The 15,407-nt window shown below is 53.9% G+C and carries 12 protein-coding genes and 1 pseudogene; 9 read left to right on the forward strand and 4 right to left on the reverse strand.

Annotated elements, in window-relative coordinates:
* The first annotated feature begins 43 nt into the window (after positions 1–43).
* Both RBR41_RS04450 and RBR41_RS04455 read left to right on the forward strand, forming a co-directional pair.
* Positions 44–1,150 (forward strand): annotated as a pseudogene (locus RBR41_RS04450) (IS3 family transposase).
* A 5-nt stretch (positions 1,151–1,155) separates the two neighbouring features.
* A complete protein-coding gene (locus tag RBR41_RS04455) occupies positions 1,156–1,623 on the forward strand; it encodes an inovirus-type Gp2 protein (protein ID WP_320351384.1) in 468 nt (155 codons plus the stop codon).
* A 583-nt stretch (positions 1,624–2,206) separates the two neighbouring features.
* On the opposite strand, the gene RBR41_RS04460 is transcribed toward RBR41_RS04455, so the two are convergent.
* The 3 genes from RBR41_RS04460 to RBR41_RS04470 form a co-directional block, all read right to left on the reverse strand.
* Positions 2,207–2,962 carry an SDR family oxidoreductase gene (locus RBR41_RS04460; protein ID WP_320351385.1) on the reverse strand — a complete coding sequence of 252 codons (756 nt, stop codon included), beginning with the start codon at positions 2,960–2,962 and terminating at the stop codon, positions 2,207–2,209.
* Positions 2,963–3,258: 296 nt separating this feature from the next.
* Positions 3,259–3,618, reverse strand: coding sequence for a hypothetical protein (locus RBR41_RS04465; protein WP_320351386.1), 360 nt, complete (start codon positions 3,616–3,618; stop codon positions 3,259–3,261).
* A 1,483-nt stretch (positions 3,619–5,101) separates the two neighbouring features.
* Entirely contained in the window at positions 5,102–5,551 is a 450-nt protein-coding gene (locus tag RBR41_RS04470) for a helix-turn-helix domain-containing protein (protein WP_320351387.1), read from the reverse strand.
* Between the two features lie 326 nt (positions 5,552–5,877).
* Between RBR41_RS04470 and RBR41_RS04475 the strand changes: the two genes are divergently transcribed.
* Complete coding sequence (locus RBR41_RS04475) at positions 5,878–6,822, forward strand: aromatic alcohol reductase (RefSeq protein ID WP_320351388.1); 945 nt, start codon at positions 5,878–5,880, stop codon at positions 6,820–6,822.
* A 261-nt stretch (positions 6,823–7,083) separates the two neighbouring features.
* Here the strand turns inward: RBR41_RS04475 and RBR41_RS04480 are convergent, their stop codons facing one another.
* A complete protein-coding gene (locus RBR41_RS04480; protein ID WP_320351389.1) occupies positions 7,084–7,449 on the reverse strand; it encodes an antibiotic biosynthesis monooxygenase family protein in 366 nt (121 codons plus the stop codon).
* A gap of 89 nt (positions 7,450–7,538) precedes the next feature.
* On the opposite strand from RBR41_RS04480, the gene RBR41_RS04485 reads away from it, so the two are divergent.
* The 6 genes from RBR41_RS04485 (at position 7,539) to RBR41_RS04510 (ending at position 15,189) form a co-directional block, all read left to right on the forward strand.
* The gene (locus tag RBR41_RS04485; protein WP_320351390.1) at positions 7,539–7,730 is read left to right on the forward strand and encodes a hypothetical protein; all 192 of its coding nucleotides are present in this window, start codon (positions 7,539–7,541) and stop codon (positions 7,728–7,730) included.
* Positions 7,731–7,917: 187 nt separating this feature from the next.
* Positions 7,918–8,412: a hypothetical protein gene (locus RBR41_RS04490; protein WP_320351391.1), complete on the forward strand. Its 495-nt coding sequence runs from the start codon at positions 7,918–7,920 to the stop codon at positions 8,410–8,412.
* A gap of 731 nt (positions 8,413–9,143) precedes the next feature.
* A complete protein-coding gene (locus tag RBR41_RS04495) occupies positions 9,144–9,269 on the forward strand; it encodes a hypothetical protein (protein WP_320351392.1) in 126 nt (41 codons plus the stop codon).
* 263 nt (positions 9,270–9,532) lie between these two features.
* Positions 9,533–10,684 carry an efflux RND transporter periplasmic adaptor subunit gene (locus RBR41_RS04500; protein WP_320351393.1) on the forward strand — a complete coding sequence of 384 codons (1,152 nt, stop codon included), beginning with the start codon at positions 9,533–9,535 and terminating at the stop codon, positions 10,682–10,684.
* Between the two features lie 10 nt (positions 10,685–10,694).
* The gene (locus tag RBR41_RS04505; RefSeq protein ID WP_320351394.1) at positions 10,695–13,784 is read left to right on the forward strand and encodes an efflux RND transporter permease subunit; all 3,090 of its coding nucleotides are present in this window, start codon (positions 10,695–10,697) and stop codon (positions 13,782–13,784) included.
* A complete protein-coding gene (locus RBR41_RS04510; RefSeq protein WP_320351395.1) occupies positions 13,774–15,189 on the forward strand; it encodes a TolC family protein in 1,416 nt (471 codons plus the stop codon). The genes RBR41_RS04505 and RBR41_RS04510 overlap by 11 nt, the downstream gene beginning before the upstream one ends.
* The last annotated feature ends 218 nt before the right edge of the window (positions 15,190–15,407 follow it).

Raw genomic sequence — 15,407 nt, forward strand, 5'->3', positions numbered from 1 at the left:
TATGCCATTGAAAAGTTAGTGTTCCTGACATAGGAGCACAAGAATGAAACGTAGCAGATTCACCGAAGAGCAAATTATTGGGATCTTGCGGCAGGCCGAGGCTGGAGTGCGCGTTGTCGATCTGTGCCGTCAGAATGGTATTTCGGATGCGACCTTTTACAAATGGCGCAGTAAATTCGGTGGGATGAACATCTCTGACGCAAAGCGGTTGCGCCAGTTGGAGGAAGATAACGCACGGCTGAAAAGACTTGTAGGCGAACAGGCACTTGATATTGTCGTCCTGAAGGATGTGATCTCAAAAAACTTTTGAAGCCCGCAGCTAATAGAGCAGCCGTGCAGCACATTCAGACTGCGCATGGCTACTCAGAGCGGCGGGCTTGCCGAGTGATTCAGTTTAACCGCTGTTCAGCCAGGCGATCACCATCTAAAGACCGTGATCTTCTTTTACGGACGCGGATGCTGGAACTGGCGGAAGATCGGCGGCGTTTCGGTTCTCCGCGCCTACATGAGTTGTTGCGCCGGGACCAAGCGGACAGAAAGGATTTACCAGGAAGAAAACCTTTCGTTGCGTACCCGCAAACGCGTGAAGCGTCCAAGCCATGCCCGTATTGTCCAGGCTGGCCCAGATGAACAATGGGCGATGGATTTTGTAAGCGACTCCCTTATGGGAGGGCGACGCATCCGAATTTTGACAATTGCTGATCTGTGGGATCGTTCAAGCCCGGTGCTCGAAGTGGATATGTCGTTGCCTGGAGCTCGAGTTGTGCGCGTCCTTGAAAAACTACGCCTCCAAGGAAGGTTACCGCAACGTATCAAGGTTGATAACGGTCCAGAATTTAGCGGTAAGGCCTTGGACGCTTGGGCTTTTGAGCATGGAGTACAGATAGAGTTCACTCGTCCGGGGAAGCCCACGGACAATGGGCACATTGAAAGCTTTAACGGAAAATTTCGGGATGAGTGCTTAAATCAGAACGTGTTTCTGTCCCTGCACGATGCCCGCAGAACAGTCGAAGCCTGGCGGCAGGATTACAACCAACGGCGACCGCACAGTTCCTTGGGCTGGCTGACACCGGAAGAATTTCGCGCAAAGAATATAACCTGCAACCCATTGGGAACCAGTAACTTACGAGTGGTATACGCAGTGGGGTAAGGTCATTGTCTGTACGCTTAGACATTCGTAGTGAGCGATATCGTGATGGCACACTTAGCCACAAGGATATGACCAGAATCATTGAAAATGTTAAACGCCAGACAGATTCACGCTTTAAAAATGGAAAAAACGATCCAGATCTCCACGTTGTCTGGGTATCAGAGAAAACGACCTCAGACGATAATCCACATTACCACCTCAACATCTTTGTAAATGGCAACGCCATACAAAATGGCTATTCCATCAAGGAAGCATTCAACCGGGCTGTAAAAAAGAAATTGGACGCAGACAATGACGGACTGGTCAACTTCTCCAGCAGCAATGGGAAAGTGGGCAAATTCATCGAAAGAAACTCCCCTGACGTTGATGCCCAGATGGATGACGTGGTGTATACCGCCAGCTATCTGGCCAAGGTTCGCACCAAAGAGTCCAATCCCAAAGGCTCACGGGTGTCCTCCTGCACACGCATATGAAAAATAGGCATCTTATGCGCTGTAGGCGTGACAACGTCAAATACGGAGCCTCAAGATGCCCTCATCGACCTTTCCCGACTCATATTCGGCTATAGACATCGACTTGGTCAGCCATACCAGCCAAGGCACAGCGTGTCACTACATCTGCAAAGCCACCCTCAAGACAGACACAGGACGCTCGGTCTCTGCCCTGGGTGAAGCAGACAGCCTCCAAGCAGCCAGTGACAGGCCACAGCCCAATGCCACACGACTACTCCAGAGGGGCATGTCTGATGCATAAACAAAAGCCTATCCCCGCCAGCACACGGTCCAGACTCCAGAGAGGCCACAGGACAAAGCCATGTTCAATTTTCTGGAAAATTGCATGGCGACTAGGACGACGGCGCGAAATATACCGCAGTTAACGTTCTGTGCCTGCTGAACCACGGCCTCTCTGAGACAGACAAAAAAACGCCTGACAATGCCGGACAGCCCCAAAGAAGGAACATGACCACTTTGAGGCTGTCCAATGCGCTGGCGCTTCGCATGCCAAGGCGTGTTGTTCAACCATGGTGCAACGCAGGCATAATTCGATAAATATCGATTAGTTTGGGTTCATAGCGACAAAAAGGGTGTCGTATGTGCCATCTCTCTCGGCCCAGCGGCGAGCGTAATCGCGTTCAAGCAGAATCTCACCGCGTGGGTGGTCGTGCTGCTCAAGCATGTGCATTACTTGCCTGATGTAGTCACTAAGTGGCATGGCTCGGGGATCGCCAGCTTGCTGGGCTCCCGTAAGCTCGGTCTGCACATAGGGCGGTGAGAGTTCCAAAATTTCCACCGGGATATGGCGCAACTGATGCCGCAATGCTGTAAGCCACGAGTGTACAAAGGCCTTGCTTGCGCAGTAGGTAGGAAAACTGGCAAGAGGCATAAATGCTAGGGCTGAGCCGGTCGCCATGATCGTCGAGTTTGGCTGCTTTTTAAGCAAAGGCAAAAACGCTGCCGTTGTGCGCACGACACCCAGAATGTTGGTGTTGATGATGGCTTCAGTATCGGTGCTGTCCCAGTGATCGGCGGTGACGTCCTCTGGCCGTGAAATACCTGCGTTGGCAATGAGAACGTTGAGATCGGGGAATCTTGTGTGCACATCGGCCTTGAGGCGGGCCAGAGAATACGGACAGCCCAGATCCAGAGGCAAGCCTACGATGCCGGGACATTTTGTCATAATTTCTTCAAGATTGGACCGACGCCTCCCGGCGACAATGACTTTGTTGCCACGATCGTAAAATGCTTCGGCCAATGCGCGGCCGATGCCACTAGTGCCGCCGGTGATCAGGATGGTGTTTTCGGTTGTCTGCATGGTTGTTGCCTTTTCATTGCACAGGTTAAAGAAAAGGCTACGGTTACCCCATGATCTTCTGCCGCAAGTTTTTTGCAGAGATGTGAGTGGTCAAACCTCGGCGAGTATCCAGAAAATACAGCCAAGAAGACGTGAGGCATTACCGTAGCGCCTATGTTCCAAGTTCCCTCTGCTGAGGCCCACTCGGAATTGGGCGCGTTGGATAACGATAACGCCTGCGACAAAACTATTATTTGCATAATTATAATAGTATCGCCACATGCAATTGTCAATTCGTTGTGACTAGAGGTTTAATATTATTTCAAAGTTAAATTTGCGTTGATTGGGCTGCCACTTGCCGCAGTGCATGACCTCAAAATTTTTATATAAGTATAGAACATGTCTGACATTGCATCTGCACAAGAATTTATTTTTCTCTTTGTTCTCATAGTCAGTGAAAAGCTATTGCCCACGGAGCTGAGTGTTGTAAATATAAGCCCATCAGCCATCTTTCGGGATATTGGGCTCACCCCTGGCAGTTCTTCCGCCATAAAAATGTCGACCACATGGTCACCTTCGGCACGCTCCTTACATGCCTCTGGGCTGTCGAAGTAGAGCGTGGCGGCATCGTTGAGAGCACTACGAACATCAGCTTCTTCACATTCAGAGAGAAACATGCACGAGCGTGCGCTGGCGCTCCAGAGGCGGTGCGCTGGCGTCTTTCAATATGCTTTGCATCATCCTGGTCGTCTGTATCCACTCATCCACCTGCAGGCGAAAAAGAATCGACACCTTATTGGGAAAGTACTGATATATGGGAGCCAACGCTGCTCCCAGCTTTTTCAGCAACACGCGCTATGGTAAACCGGGCGATGTCTTCTTCGGCCAGAACAAGAGTTGCTGCTTGCAGTATAGCAGCAACCAACTTGACCGTGTTTGTTGTTTTTTTTGCGCGAGACTATCTGGGGATGGCGATGAGTGCTCATGAAGAGGTGACAATGTGATGTTTAGTGTACTCCGAGAAATTTCAATATGCTACCATCATTAATTATTTCCATATTAAGGTGTGTTCGCCAAACCAAAATTTTGTGTCAAGGCCTTATTTTTCGCCTTCGTTTTGCAATGGTATAATATTCTTTCTGGCTCTCTCTTGAATTTTGTAACAGTGGCTCATATCTACAGCACTTACCCCAGTGGCATTTAAGCAGCCGCACGGATGCGACCATGCCGCCGAGAAGCTGTTAGGGGTCTGAAGTCCGGACAAATCACTAACGAGGCTTCCTCTAGTGAACTAGATCCCATAGTCCTCTTCACTCCTTGCCCAGGTTGATGTGGGTGCTGGCCTCGTTTGCCATCGTCTCAGCAAATTCTTTACGGTAGTATAGTGAGCAAAGCGCTTCCGCATCACGGCCCTGTCGCTCAGCAAACTCATTGGCAACAAAGTTCTTTGTCAGAAGCAGTCTGATTGGCGCTACGTGGGGTAAAATCGTTCATAATCGCCTCAAACGTGCCATAATAGTTGATTTTTTTTCGAATATACGCCACGGAAGAAGCCCGCGTGTACCCAATTTTGAATCCTACCCATACGCGCTCAGCGGGGCCTTTGCGCAAGGCGTCTTCGTTTGAGAGTGTTTTGGCTGGAATAAGCCCCCCCGTGGCCTTTGACAGCACGGCTCTTGAGACCACAGGCGATGGTTCTTGTTCAAGGATCTAAAGAATGCCTCGGAGCCCATGCTCTGGCGGATCAAGTTGTCTGAGCGATCAAAATTACGTTGCCAGTATTGTTGCATGTGCCCTACTGCATGTCGGGCTGATAAAGGCAAGTGTGGGAATACACATTATGGCGAATAGAATTATCTAGTTACGATTAAAAAATAAGAACATGCAAGTTTATGCGTTTTTAAACTTGGCAGCATAAGAAAAGGCGAGATATCCCACAACGACGACAAACAAGATCGGCAGATCCTGACTCTCGTAAAGTTTCACCCATTGAAGACGTTGCGGGACTTCTTTTTCCATTAAGAGAAAAGTATCGGCAACTTGAAATGATACCTATGAATCATAACACATAACTCCCGTCATGAAGCTCGCTCAGACGTCATAGACGTCTATTTGTAATCACTCCTAAAAATGAGAGGATTACCAGTTTGAAAGAGGCTATTAATTTTGACGCCTCTCATATCGATATCTTGCTTCGCGAAAATTGTCAGATGATGTAATAATCCAATGCCATAGGGGAAGGATATGGATAAGCATTTCTTTGCCCATGCTTGTAATCTCGTAAACAACTATGGGAGGCTTCTTGTGGTAATCGTATCTGGAAATAAGACCGTCTCGCTCCAATTGTCGTAGAGTACGCGTCAGCATTCTCTGTGTAATTTTTTCGCAAAAATAACGACGGATTTCTCCATGACGCAAAGCCCCATCAGTTCCCAGGGCGTGTAGCACACCCAATGACCATCGGTTCCCCGCATGTGTAAGTATCTCTCGCTTCAGGCCATCGTCGTCCTCGCTTAGCCCGTCACACAATTTTTTTGAAAGTTTCAACGTTGCGTCCCAGTCACCCATGTCGCCTCCCGAATAAATCTTGGTTTGCTTATCTACAATCATTTTTAGGCCTATATCCTTTCCTAGCTGCCGCAGGTTGTTGGTGTCAGTAACATTCTTCCGCAAATTTCCTGCTCCATTTGTAAATGGCCATCCTCGAGATTCTATTTGGGTGACTCAGGCCTGCAATGAAAACTCCGGCCTTGGCCTGCCCCAGCATCCCGACAATCTGTTCATTGTTAAGTCTGCCCTTCTATCTTTGTGCTTCTATTCCAGGAATATCAAATTTTCAATGGCGCACCTTTTTGGAGGCACAGTATCATTAATGTGCCTAGTTGCGGTTAAAATTTTTTTTATGTTAATTAAGTGCAAAATTAAGGGAGGAGCATATGACGTGTTTACCAGAACAATCCACAAATACGGTTCTTGTGCTTGGGGCTGGTCAGCTCGGCATGCCAGTATTGCGTGCTATGAGCAAAAAAACGCACCAAAATCCGTCTACAAAAATCAGCGTATTACTCAAAACAGATGCTATTCGCGCTGCCTCTGGTCCGCGAAAAGCGCGGCTTGATGAAATGCAAGCGCTAGGAATTTCTGTCATAGAAGGGGATTTGCAGCGGCAGAATATTGATGAATTGAGCACCCTATTTCGGCCATTTGATGCTGTAATCAACTGTAGCGGTTTTGTCGGTGGACCAGGAACGCAAATTAAAATCACCACGGCGGTACTTAATGCAGGCGTAAAACGCTATTTTCCTTGGCAATTTGGCGTTGATTACGACATCGTTGGGAAAGGAAGCGGACAACAGGTATGGGATGAACAACTTGATGTGCGCCACATTTTGCGTGGGCAATGCAAGACTGATTGGACTATTATTTCCACTGGTATTTTTACTAGTTATCTGTTTGAACCCAGTTTTGGTGTTGTTGATATAAAAAATCACACTGTATATGGACTCGGCGACTGGCAATATGCTGTGACTCTGACCACCCCAGAAGATGTTGGCTTACTAACGGCTGAAATATTTTTTTATCAGCCAGAAATTCGCAATAGAATTATATATATTGCTGGAGATACCTTGAAATACAGCGAGGTAGCAGAGTTGATGGATAATCACTGGGGAGGGAGGGTTAAGAGAAAGCTGCTGACCAAAGAAATGCTGCTTGATTGCGTAAGCAAGTTTCCCAATGACATGGCTGCAAAATATCGACTTGCTTTCGCGCGTCCTGATGGTGTGGCATGGAGTATGGCAAAGACTTTTAACTTTCAGCAGGGAATAAAAACCACAACAGCCTCACAATGGCTTGCAATTCATGAAAATATTTTCGTCTGATGGCGTGAGTGCCTAGATGTAATTCCCCATAGAGTATTCATCCACCCAAATCGGCAAAGCTGGAGTTACCAGATAACAGCAAAACGAATGCATGCAACAACTTGCCCAATCAGATCCTCGAAGAGTTCACCGATGAAGACGGCATGAGAGTGTTTCAGAAACTTGGCATTCTGAATCTTGAGTCCAATCTGAAACATATGGCCGGCCGGTTTACACGAACCGGTCGGCCTTTTGTCGACATGCCATTACCGAAAACTTTCGCTATTTTTTACCTTGTGGAGTCGAAGCAAAAAAATCTTTGGAATCTTCAGGAGACTCCGTCCTGTCGGTTTTGGTATATTGCCTGATTTTTGAAGTGATTGTGATCGTATAGCTTTCAAACAGGGCATCGTGCCCCTGCCGCTGACTCATCCGGTGGTTCATGCCGTTCCGCCACTTTTCCACCGCCTGCTCGCTTTCCCAAACTGACAAACTGAGCAACTTTCCTTCATGGGTCAGGCTGGAAAAGCGTTCCGCTCGGATAAAGCCGTCCGTTTGAATAAGTTCCTTTTTCAGCCCCTCAGCCAACGAAAGGTACTCTTTCATGCCTTCTTTTTTTACCGTCACTTCAAACAAAACGAGTATCATGGCGTCCTTCTCCTCAGTTTGCTTATTCACGGTTATTACGAATACCTTTTGGTATACTTATCGGCGCGGTGTTTTCTCTTCCATTCGGCGTGTTCCACCAGCATGCATCTGGCACATGGCCGGTAGAGGGCATCGCCTACCAGCAGGTGACGGCTCAGGATGGACGTCCCTGTATTGCCACCGACAACACACAGCCCAAGAAGGAACTGCTCACAGGCGCGGGCTTTCGCTGGAATGCGCAACGCAAACTGTGGTGGAAATATATCCATGCCGCAGAGTAAACCGAGCCATAAAAAATACAATGCGTGAGAGATCTGCCTGATGGCGGCCCTCTTACTTTTATAGGGATGCAATCATGATAAACACCGACCGCACGGAAGGCTTGCGGGCATTAATCCGTCAGGGGCTGCAGGCCGTCTCGCAACAAAACACCACCGCACGTCTGGAGACCGCGCCGCCTATGTGGGCATGAGCGACATCGCCAACACGGGGAGTGCCCTCGTGCTGCTCTGGCCCGCAAGGTGCTGCCCACTGCTGACAGCCTGGAGCGTCTTTTGGTTTTGCAACGGGGCCATTGGTTTGGAGCTGGCGTCGCTGGGCCTGCATGTCTTGCCCCAGCTTGAAATTAACTGGCAACATCAGGGTGTGCCCATCAAGGCCCATCTGAACTTCGTGCGGATCTGGGGTGCGCCCGTCAACGCTATTCGAATTCTGGAAGTAAAAAGTACGGACAAGCTGTCCGACACGCCGCACGATTCTCATCTGTTGCAACTACACGGAAAAATCGGCCTGCTGGCCCAAGCCTGGGACAAGCCAGCCTTCAGCTCGCTGACCTTGACGCCGGGCAGGTTTTCAGTGGCAAGCCCTCTGGCACCATGGTCAGGGGCTATGCCGCACCTTCGGCCTACAGCCCGGCCATTGACCATGGCTACATCTTTCATGAATCCAGCCGGGACATCGTAGTTTGGTTTGTCAGCCCCCAAGGGGCTGACAAACCGCTCTATGTATTTGGCCCCACGGGCTGCGGCAAAACAAGTTGCAGCAAGCAACTGGCGGCCCGTCTCAATTATAGTCCTGCCCAGCAAGACGTTTCCGTCAACGATTCAGACAAGTCCTGCGGGTAACGGCTGAAGCTGTGCTTGCGCCTCTGCGTCTGCTCAGGCAGACGCAGAGGCCAGAGCAATTTCAAAATGAAATTGCTCTAATCGTAAAAAAGCACAGAAAGGAAAAACAGGTGGGAGGCAGCTTTTCAAACGGAAGAAAGGAGTGGCAATACGAGAGCTGAACGTCTGTGTGAAGATTCCGGCGCGGGGGTACCGAATGACTGCAATATACTGTCATAACTAAATTTATTTGTTCCGATGCAACGACCCGTGAGTGACAAAGCGGCGCCGATTCTCGCGCAGATATTCAGTTGCCCACCGGGTCAATCCAGTCATGACCGTCCACGCCTCTTCTACTGACGAAAAACCTGAGCAATGTCGTCAGGCCAGTCCTTCAATGCCATCACTGACTGATTACTAAATAAAAATTTTCATTGTATAATCAGCATGTTACCTATTTATAACTGCACGCCCGCCAACGCGGAATCTGATGCGAATTTCTAATGTGAATAATTCGTCGTATTGTGCATCTCCAATAAACGTGAGCGGAATTCGCTTGCCGCCAAAGCGCGACCCGGAGTTGGACGCCACATGACCACGACACTGAGCGCTGCCCGCATTGCGCCGCTGTGTAACCGCCTGCTCGAACAGGCCGACCAGGGCAGCGGCCCCAGTGATTGCTGGCTCACCCGAAGAGTATGGACTGCTGTGCAGTGAAACTGAACAGTGTGCGCTTTGCGAACGCACGAACGGGTTGTGGCCGCCCGTTTCGCGCAATCCCGGCATGCCGCCACACCGCCTGACACGCAGCGTGCGTGCGCGGCATACCGCAAGGGCAGGCACTTATTCTGGAATTTCCGGGGAAAATCTGGCGGCCGTCCTGCGCTCCATAGAAAACGGCCACCCGAGAATGCCCTTCGACGATGCCATCGAGCTGTTTGTCCGGCTGGGCCGAACCCCTCTCCAAAGGAGATTTTGCAATGTATAGTTTTTTTAAAAATGCCAGGACAGCCATCGTGTGCGTAAGCGCTCTGGCAGTCATTCTGGCTGGGCTGTGCGCATGGCGCGCTGTTCATAAGGTCAGTGCCGCGCCTGCGACCAGGCCGCCAGCACTGGTGTCCGTCGTGCGTGCAGAGCCGCGCACCATTGCTGGCGAGTTGCAGGCGGTCGGCAGCCTGCAGGCGGTGCGTGAGGTTTTGCTCGCTCCCGACACCTCCGGTCGTGTCACTGCCATCAACTTTTCGGCCGGGCAGGTCGTAAAAGAAGGTTCCACTCTGGTTCAGTTGTATGACGCCCCCGAGCAGGCGGAGCGAAGCGCCGCAGCGGCAAAAGCGGAATTTGCGCAATTGCAGTTGCAGCGCTCCCGAAAACTTGCCCCAAGCGGGGCCGAGCCACGCGAACTGCTGGAGCAGCGCAAGGCGGAAGCCGCCCAGACGATGGCCGCAGTCCGACAGCTGGATGCGCGCATCCAGCAAAAACATATCCGTTCGCCGTTTTCCGGGCAGCTTGGCATCCGCCGCGTCAATGTGGGCCAATACCTCAATGCTGGCGATGTCATAGCCACATTGACGCAGCTTGACCCCCTGTACGTCAACTTTAGCTTGCCGCAACAGGAGCTTCCCAAGCTGGCGCTGGGCACTCAGGTGCTGGTGACGGTGGATGCCGTGCCAGATCAGGTATTTGAGGCCAGAGTCAATGCCATTGACCCGCACATAGACGAGGAAACGCGCAATATTGCCGTTCAGGCCACACTGTCCAACACCGGTAGCGTCTTGAAGTCCGGCATGTACGCCACAGTCAGACTCACCCTGCCGACAGCGGCCAACGCCATTGTGCTGCCGCTGACGGCAATCCAGACATCCGCCTCGGGCGACAGCATCCTGCTTGTGAAGGATGTTGACGCCCAGGGCGTCGGCAAGACGGTGGCAACTCCGGTCATTACGGGCCGCAGGCTTGGTGAAGAGGTGCTGGTGACGCAGGGCGTGGAAGTTGACGACCTCGTTATTGTTGCTGGTCAAAACCGCTTACAGCCCGGCGGGAGGGTAAGAGTCAACCAGGACTCGTCTGCGAGCGCCATGGCTAAAACAGTGGGCGCCCTGGCCGACCCCACTTCAGCAGCAAAGGCTCAGTGAGGAAACGGCCATGAATTTCACCGATATTTTTATCCGGCGGCCAATCCTGGCCCTGGTTGTGAGCCTGCTCATCTTGCTGGCAGGCATGGCCTCGGTCTTTTCCCTGCCGGTGCGGCAGTATCCCTACCTTGAAAATGCCACCATCAATATCAGCACATCCTTGCCGGGCGCTACCCAGGAGGTCATGCAAGGCTTTGTCACCACACCCATCGCACAGTCCATCGCCACGGCCAGCGGCATTGAATACCTGAGTTCAACAACAACGCAGGGCCGCAGCGAAATTAAGGCGCGTCTTATTCTCAACGCCAATGCAGACCGGGCCATGACCGAAATATTGGCCAAGGTGCAGCAGGTCAAGTACAAGCTCCCGGCAGGAGTTACCGACCCCATCATCAGCAAGTCCACCGAGGGCGGCACTGCCGTGCAGTATGTGGCTTTTTTCAGCGATACCCTGACGATACCGCAGGTTACGGACTTTGTGAGCCGCGTCGCCCAGCCGCTGTTTGCAGGGATACCCGGCGTGGGTTCCGTTGACATCAACGGCGGTCAGACGCTGGCCCTGCGCATCTGGATCGACCCGCTCAAGCTGGCGGCCCGCAAGCTGTCGGCAGGCGAGATAGCGGCAGCCCTGCGCGCCAACAACGTGCAGGCCGCGCCCGGCCAGCTCAAAAGCTCGATGACCATCACCAACATCAGCGCCGCGACCGACCTGCGCAACGTGGAGGACTTCCGCCAGATGGTGATCAAGTCCAGCCCCGCTGGCGGGGTCGTGCGGCTGGCCGATGTGGCCACAGTGGAAATCGGCGGCCAGAACTATAACAACGCCTCGTTCGCCTCTGGCGTTCCGGCGGTGTTCACGGCGATTTTTCCCACGCCGGACGGCAACCCCCTGGACATAGCCAAAAAGGCGCAGGAGCTTGTGCCGGACATACGGGCCGTGGCGCCGCCCGGGTTGACGGTCATGCCGAACTACGACGTCGCCAAGTTCATCAATGCGTCCATCGCTGAGGTGGAACACGCCCTGGCCGAGTCCATTGTGATTGTTATTGCCGTAATTTTCCTGTTTCTCGGAACCTTCCGCGCGGTCATCATACCTGTGGTCACCATTCCGCTTTCGCTGGTTGGCACCGCAGGCCTTATGCTGGCCTTTGGCTTTTCGATCAATTTGCTGACATTGCTGGCAATGGTGCTGGCCATCGGGCTGGTCGTGGACGACGCCATCGTGGTTGTGGAGAACATCCACCGCCATATAGAGGAAGGCGCATCGCCCGCACGCGCGGCCCTGCTTGGCGCACGCGAAATTGTCGGCCCGGTCATCGCCATGACCATCACGCTGGCGGCGGTATATGCGCCCATCGGCCTGATGGGCGGCTTGACCGGGGCATTGTTCAAGGAGTTTGCCTTTACTCTGGCTGGCTCGGTCATCGTCTCCGGCGTGGTCGCATTGACGCTGTCGCCGGTGATGAGCTCCATGCTGCTCAACTCCAGACAGGGCGAAACCAGACTGGCCAGACTCATCGAGCAGTACATGACGCAGCTGACGGCAAGCTACCAGCGACTGCTGGCACGCACGCTGGCCGCGCGGCGACTGGTGCTGCTGGTGGGCGTGGCCGTGCTGGGGACCATTGCGGTGCTGTTTATGGGCATACGCCACGAGCTCGCGCCTGCCGAAGACCAGGGCATAGTTGTCGTTATCGCCAAGGCTCCGCAGTATGCGGGCGTGGGCTATACCACCAAGTACGCAAAAATGGTCGAGAAGATATTTGAGTCCCTGCCAGAATTCGACAGCAGTTTCATGCACATCGGAGGGACAGGGCGCGGCCAGAACCAGATGCTCTCCGGGGCGATTCTTAAAAATTGGTCTGAGCGCTCCCGTTCGTCCATTGCGATTCAGGGGCAGGTTCAGGCCATGGGCGCGAGCATTGATGGTGAAACCATCACAGCGGTACAGGTGCCGCCGCTTCCCGGTTCCAGCGGTGGGCTGCCCGTGCAGATGGTGCTGCGCTCGCCCGATGATTTCTCCACGCTGTTTGAGACGGCCGAACAAATCAAGAGCGCCGCATACAAAAGCGGGCTGTTTCTCTACGTGCAAAATGACCTGGCCTTCGACAGCCCGCAGGCCCACATCGCCATTGACAGCAGCAAGGCGCATGAAATGGGCGTGACCATGCAGGCCATTGCCGACACCCTGGCGGTGTTGGTGGGCGAAAACTACGTCAACCGCTTCAATTTTTACGACCGTTCTTACGACGTCATTCCCCAGGTCAAGGACAATGACCGCATGACGCCGGACGACCTGGGGCGTTTTTACGTCAAGACACGTTCCGGCTCTCTTGTGCCGTTGTCCACAGTGGTGACTGTGCACACAGGTCCGCAGGCCAACGGTCTGACCCAGTTTGGCCAGATGAACTCGGCCACCCTGGAAATGATGCCGCGCCCCGGCGTCAGCATGGGCGAGGCGGTGGCCTTTTTGCAATCCCAACCCTTGCCCCCCGGTACGGGCGTCGACTGGCTCAGCGACAGCCGCCAGTTTGTGCAGGAAGGCAATCAGTTGCTGCTCTCCTTTGGCTTTGCGCTTGTCGTCATCTTTCTGGTGCTGGCGGCGCAGTTTGAAAGCCTGCGCGACCCCCTGGTAATTCTTGTAACTGTACCGCTGGCGGTATGCGGCGCGCTGGTGCCGCTTTGGCTTGGCTACGCCACCCTGAACATCTATACGCAGATAGGACTTGTCACGCTGATCGGCCTGATCTCCAAGCACGGCATCCTGATGGTCACGTTTGCCAACCATATTCAGCAACAGGAAAACCTGAGCAGGATCGAAGCCATCGAAAAGGCGGCCGCAGTCCGCATGCGCCCGGTGCTGATGACCACGGCAGCCATGGTCGCTGGCCTGCTGCCGCTGGTGTTCGCTGACGGCGCTGGCTCTGCCAGCCGGTTTTCCATTGGTATTGTGGTTGTGATGGGCATGCTGGTCGGCACCATGTTTACGCTCTTTGTTTTGCCGACCATCTACAGCTTTATAGCCAAAGATCACCGTGAATCCGCAAAAAGCGCTCGCCAGCGTGAATTTTCATCAACGGAGGTGTACCGTGCGTCTTAAAAACACAGTGCGGCCCATGATTCTGCTTTTATTTTTGACAACTGCGGGCTGCGCCAGCGGTCCGGACTATCACGCACCCAAGCTGCCAGACACCGCCATGGGACCATTTGTCAGCCAGTCGCCGCAAGTGGCTGCCGCTGCTCCGCCTGAAGACTGGTGGCGGCTGTATGACGATCCGGCGCTCGATGCCGTCGTGCATGAGGCTCTGGCGGCCAATACCGATCTTCGCATTGCCCTGGCAAACCTCGATCGGGCTCGGGCCATCAGCGGCGAGGCACGCGGGCAGATGCTGCCCTCGACCACGCTGGTTGGGGGCGTCAAACGCAGCCGCGACCAGACGACGTGGAGCGGCGAGGGGCAAGCGCCTGTGCAGTGGAACTATGTTGGGGGGCTGGACGTCGCCTATGAGCTGGACCTCTTCGGGCGCGTGCGCCGCGACATGGAAGCGGCCCGCAGCGATGCCGAGGCCACCGACGCCGCGTATGACGCGGCCAGGGTGCTGGTTGTGGCCGAGACGACGCGTGCTTACATGGACGCCTGCGCCAATGGGGCGTCCCTTGAAGTGGCGCGTTCCTCCACCGAACTTGCGCGGCAGTCTCTGGACATCGTCTCACATCAGGAGCGTCTCGGCTCCGCATCGCGCTTTGACGTGGAGCGGTCAAGCGGCGCACTGGCCCGGGCAGAAGCGGCCATGCCCCGGCTTCAGGCCCAAAAGGACGCAGCCGTGTTCGAGCTGGCCGCCCTGATGGGCCGCACTCCCGCACAGGCTCCTGAGGCCGCGCGTATTTGCAGCAAAATCCCAAAAATGAGCGGCGCAATCCCTGTGGGAGACGGCACTGCCATGCTGCGCAGGCGTCCCGACATACGCCAGGCCGAGCGCACGCTCGCTGCGGACACGGCTCGCATCGGGGTTGCCGTTGCCGACCTCTATCCCCGCGTCACGCTTGGCGGTTCGCTCAGCTATTTGCGCAACGATTATCTGAAAGACGATCATACATGGTCGTTTTCTTTCGGGCCGCTGATTACCTGGTCATTCCCCAACATTACCAAGGCACGCAGCCGCATTGCCCAGAGCAAGGCGCAAAGCGCGGCGTCGCTTGCGCGGTTCGATGGCGTGGTGCTGACTGCGCTCAAGGAATCGGAACAATCCCTGAGCAGATATGCGGGGACCGTCAACCAGCGCAACGCCCTGGCCGAAGCGCAAGCGCATGCCGAAAACGCCTTTCATATGGCCGAGCAGCGCTATCGGGCCGGGTCCATAAGTTACCTGGACGTACTCGTGGCTCAGGACACCCTTGTCAACGCGCGATTGCAGGTGGCGCTGGCAGACCAGCAGGTCGGCACGGCGCGGGTTGATGTTTTCAAAGCCCTGGGCGGCGGCTGGCAAGAGCATTCTGCCGAGTAACGGTGCAGCTTGAAGCACAGTGAACCCTGTGGGGCAAACCTTCGGATGGCTTGCGCCAACGCAACAGCGCCAAAAACGCTGCGAGTCCGTATCCCACAGCCAACTGTATCGGCGGTGCTGCCGCTCCCCGGCGCGGGCGGGCAAAAACGCCTGGTTGTACCGGGCAGACCCGAAGTGGGCGTTCGTCTTCTTGGGGTTTGCCCGATGCGGCCGGGCAT

Origin of the sequence: Desulfovibrio sp. (genome assembly GCF_034006445.1) — a bacterium.
Lineage (GTDB): Bacteria > Desulfobacterota > Desulfovibrionia > Desulfovibrionales > Desulfovibrionaceae > Desulfovibrio.

What these genes read in the sequence shown, in the direction of transcription:
- RBR41_RS04495 (WP_320351392.1), top strand. Translation starts at nt 9,144, where the DNA reads ATGACCACGACACTGAGCGCTGCCCGCATTGCGCCGCTGTGTAACCGC.
- RBR41_RS04465 (WP_320351386.1), bottom strand. Translation starts at nt 3,618, where the DNA reads ATGTTTCTCTCTGAATGTGAAGAAGCTGATGTTCGTAGTGCTCTCAAC.
- RBR41_RS04505 (WP_320351394.1), top strand. Translation starts at nt 10,695, where the DNA reads ATGAATTTCACCGATATTTTTATCCGGCGGCCAATCCTGGCCCTGGTT.
- RBR41_RS04470 (WP_320351387.1), bottom strand. Translation starts at nt 5,551, where the DNA reads ATGATTGTAGATAAGCAAACCAAGATTTATTCGGGAGGCGACATGGGT.
- RBR41_RS04460 (WP_320351385.1), bottom strand. Translation starts at nt 2,962, where the DNA reads ATGCAGACAACCGAAAACACCATCCTGATCACCGGCGGCACTAGTGGC.
- RBR41_RS04490 (WP_320351391.1), top strand. Translation starts at nt 7,918, where the DNA reads ATGAGCGACATCGCCAACACGGGGAGTGCCCTCGTGCTGCTCTGGCCC.
- RBR41_RS04480 (WP_320351389.1), bottom strand. Translation starts at nt 7,449, where the DNA reads ATGATACTCGTTTTGTTTGAAGTGACGGTAAAAAAAGAAGGCATGAAA.
- RBR41_RS04475 (WP_320351388.1), top strand. Translation starts at nt 5,878, where the DNA reads ATGACGTGTTTACCAGAACAATCCACAAATACGGTTCTTGTGCTTGGG.
- RBR41_RS04500 (WP_320351393.1), top strand. Translation starts at nt 9,533, where the DNA reads ATGTATAGTTTTTTTAAAAATGCCAGGACAGCCATCGTGTGCGTAAGC.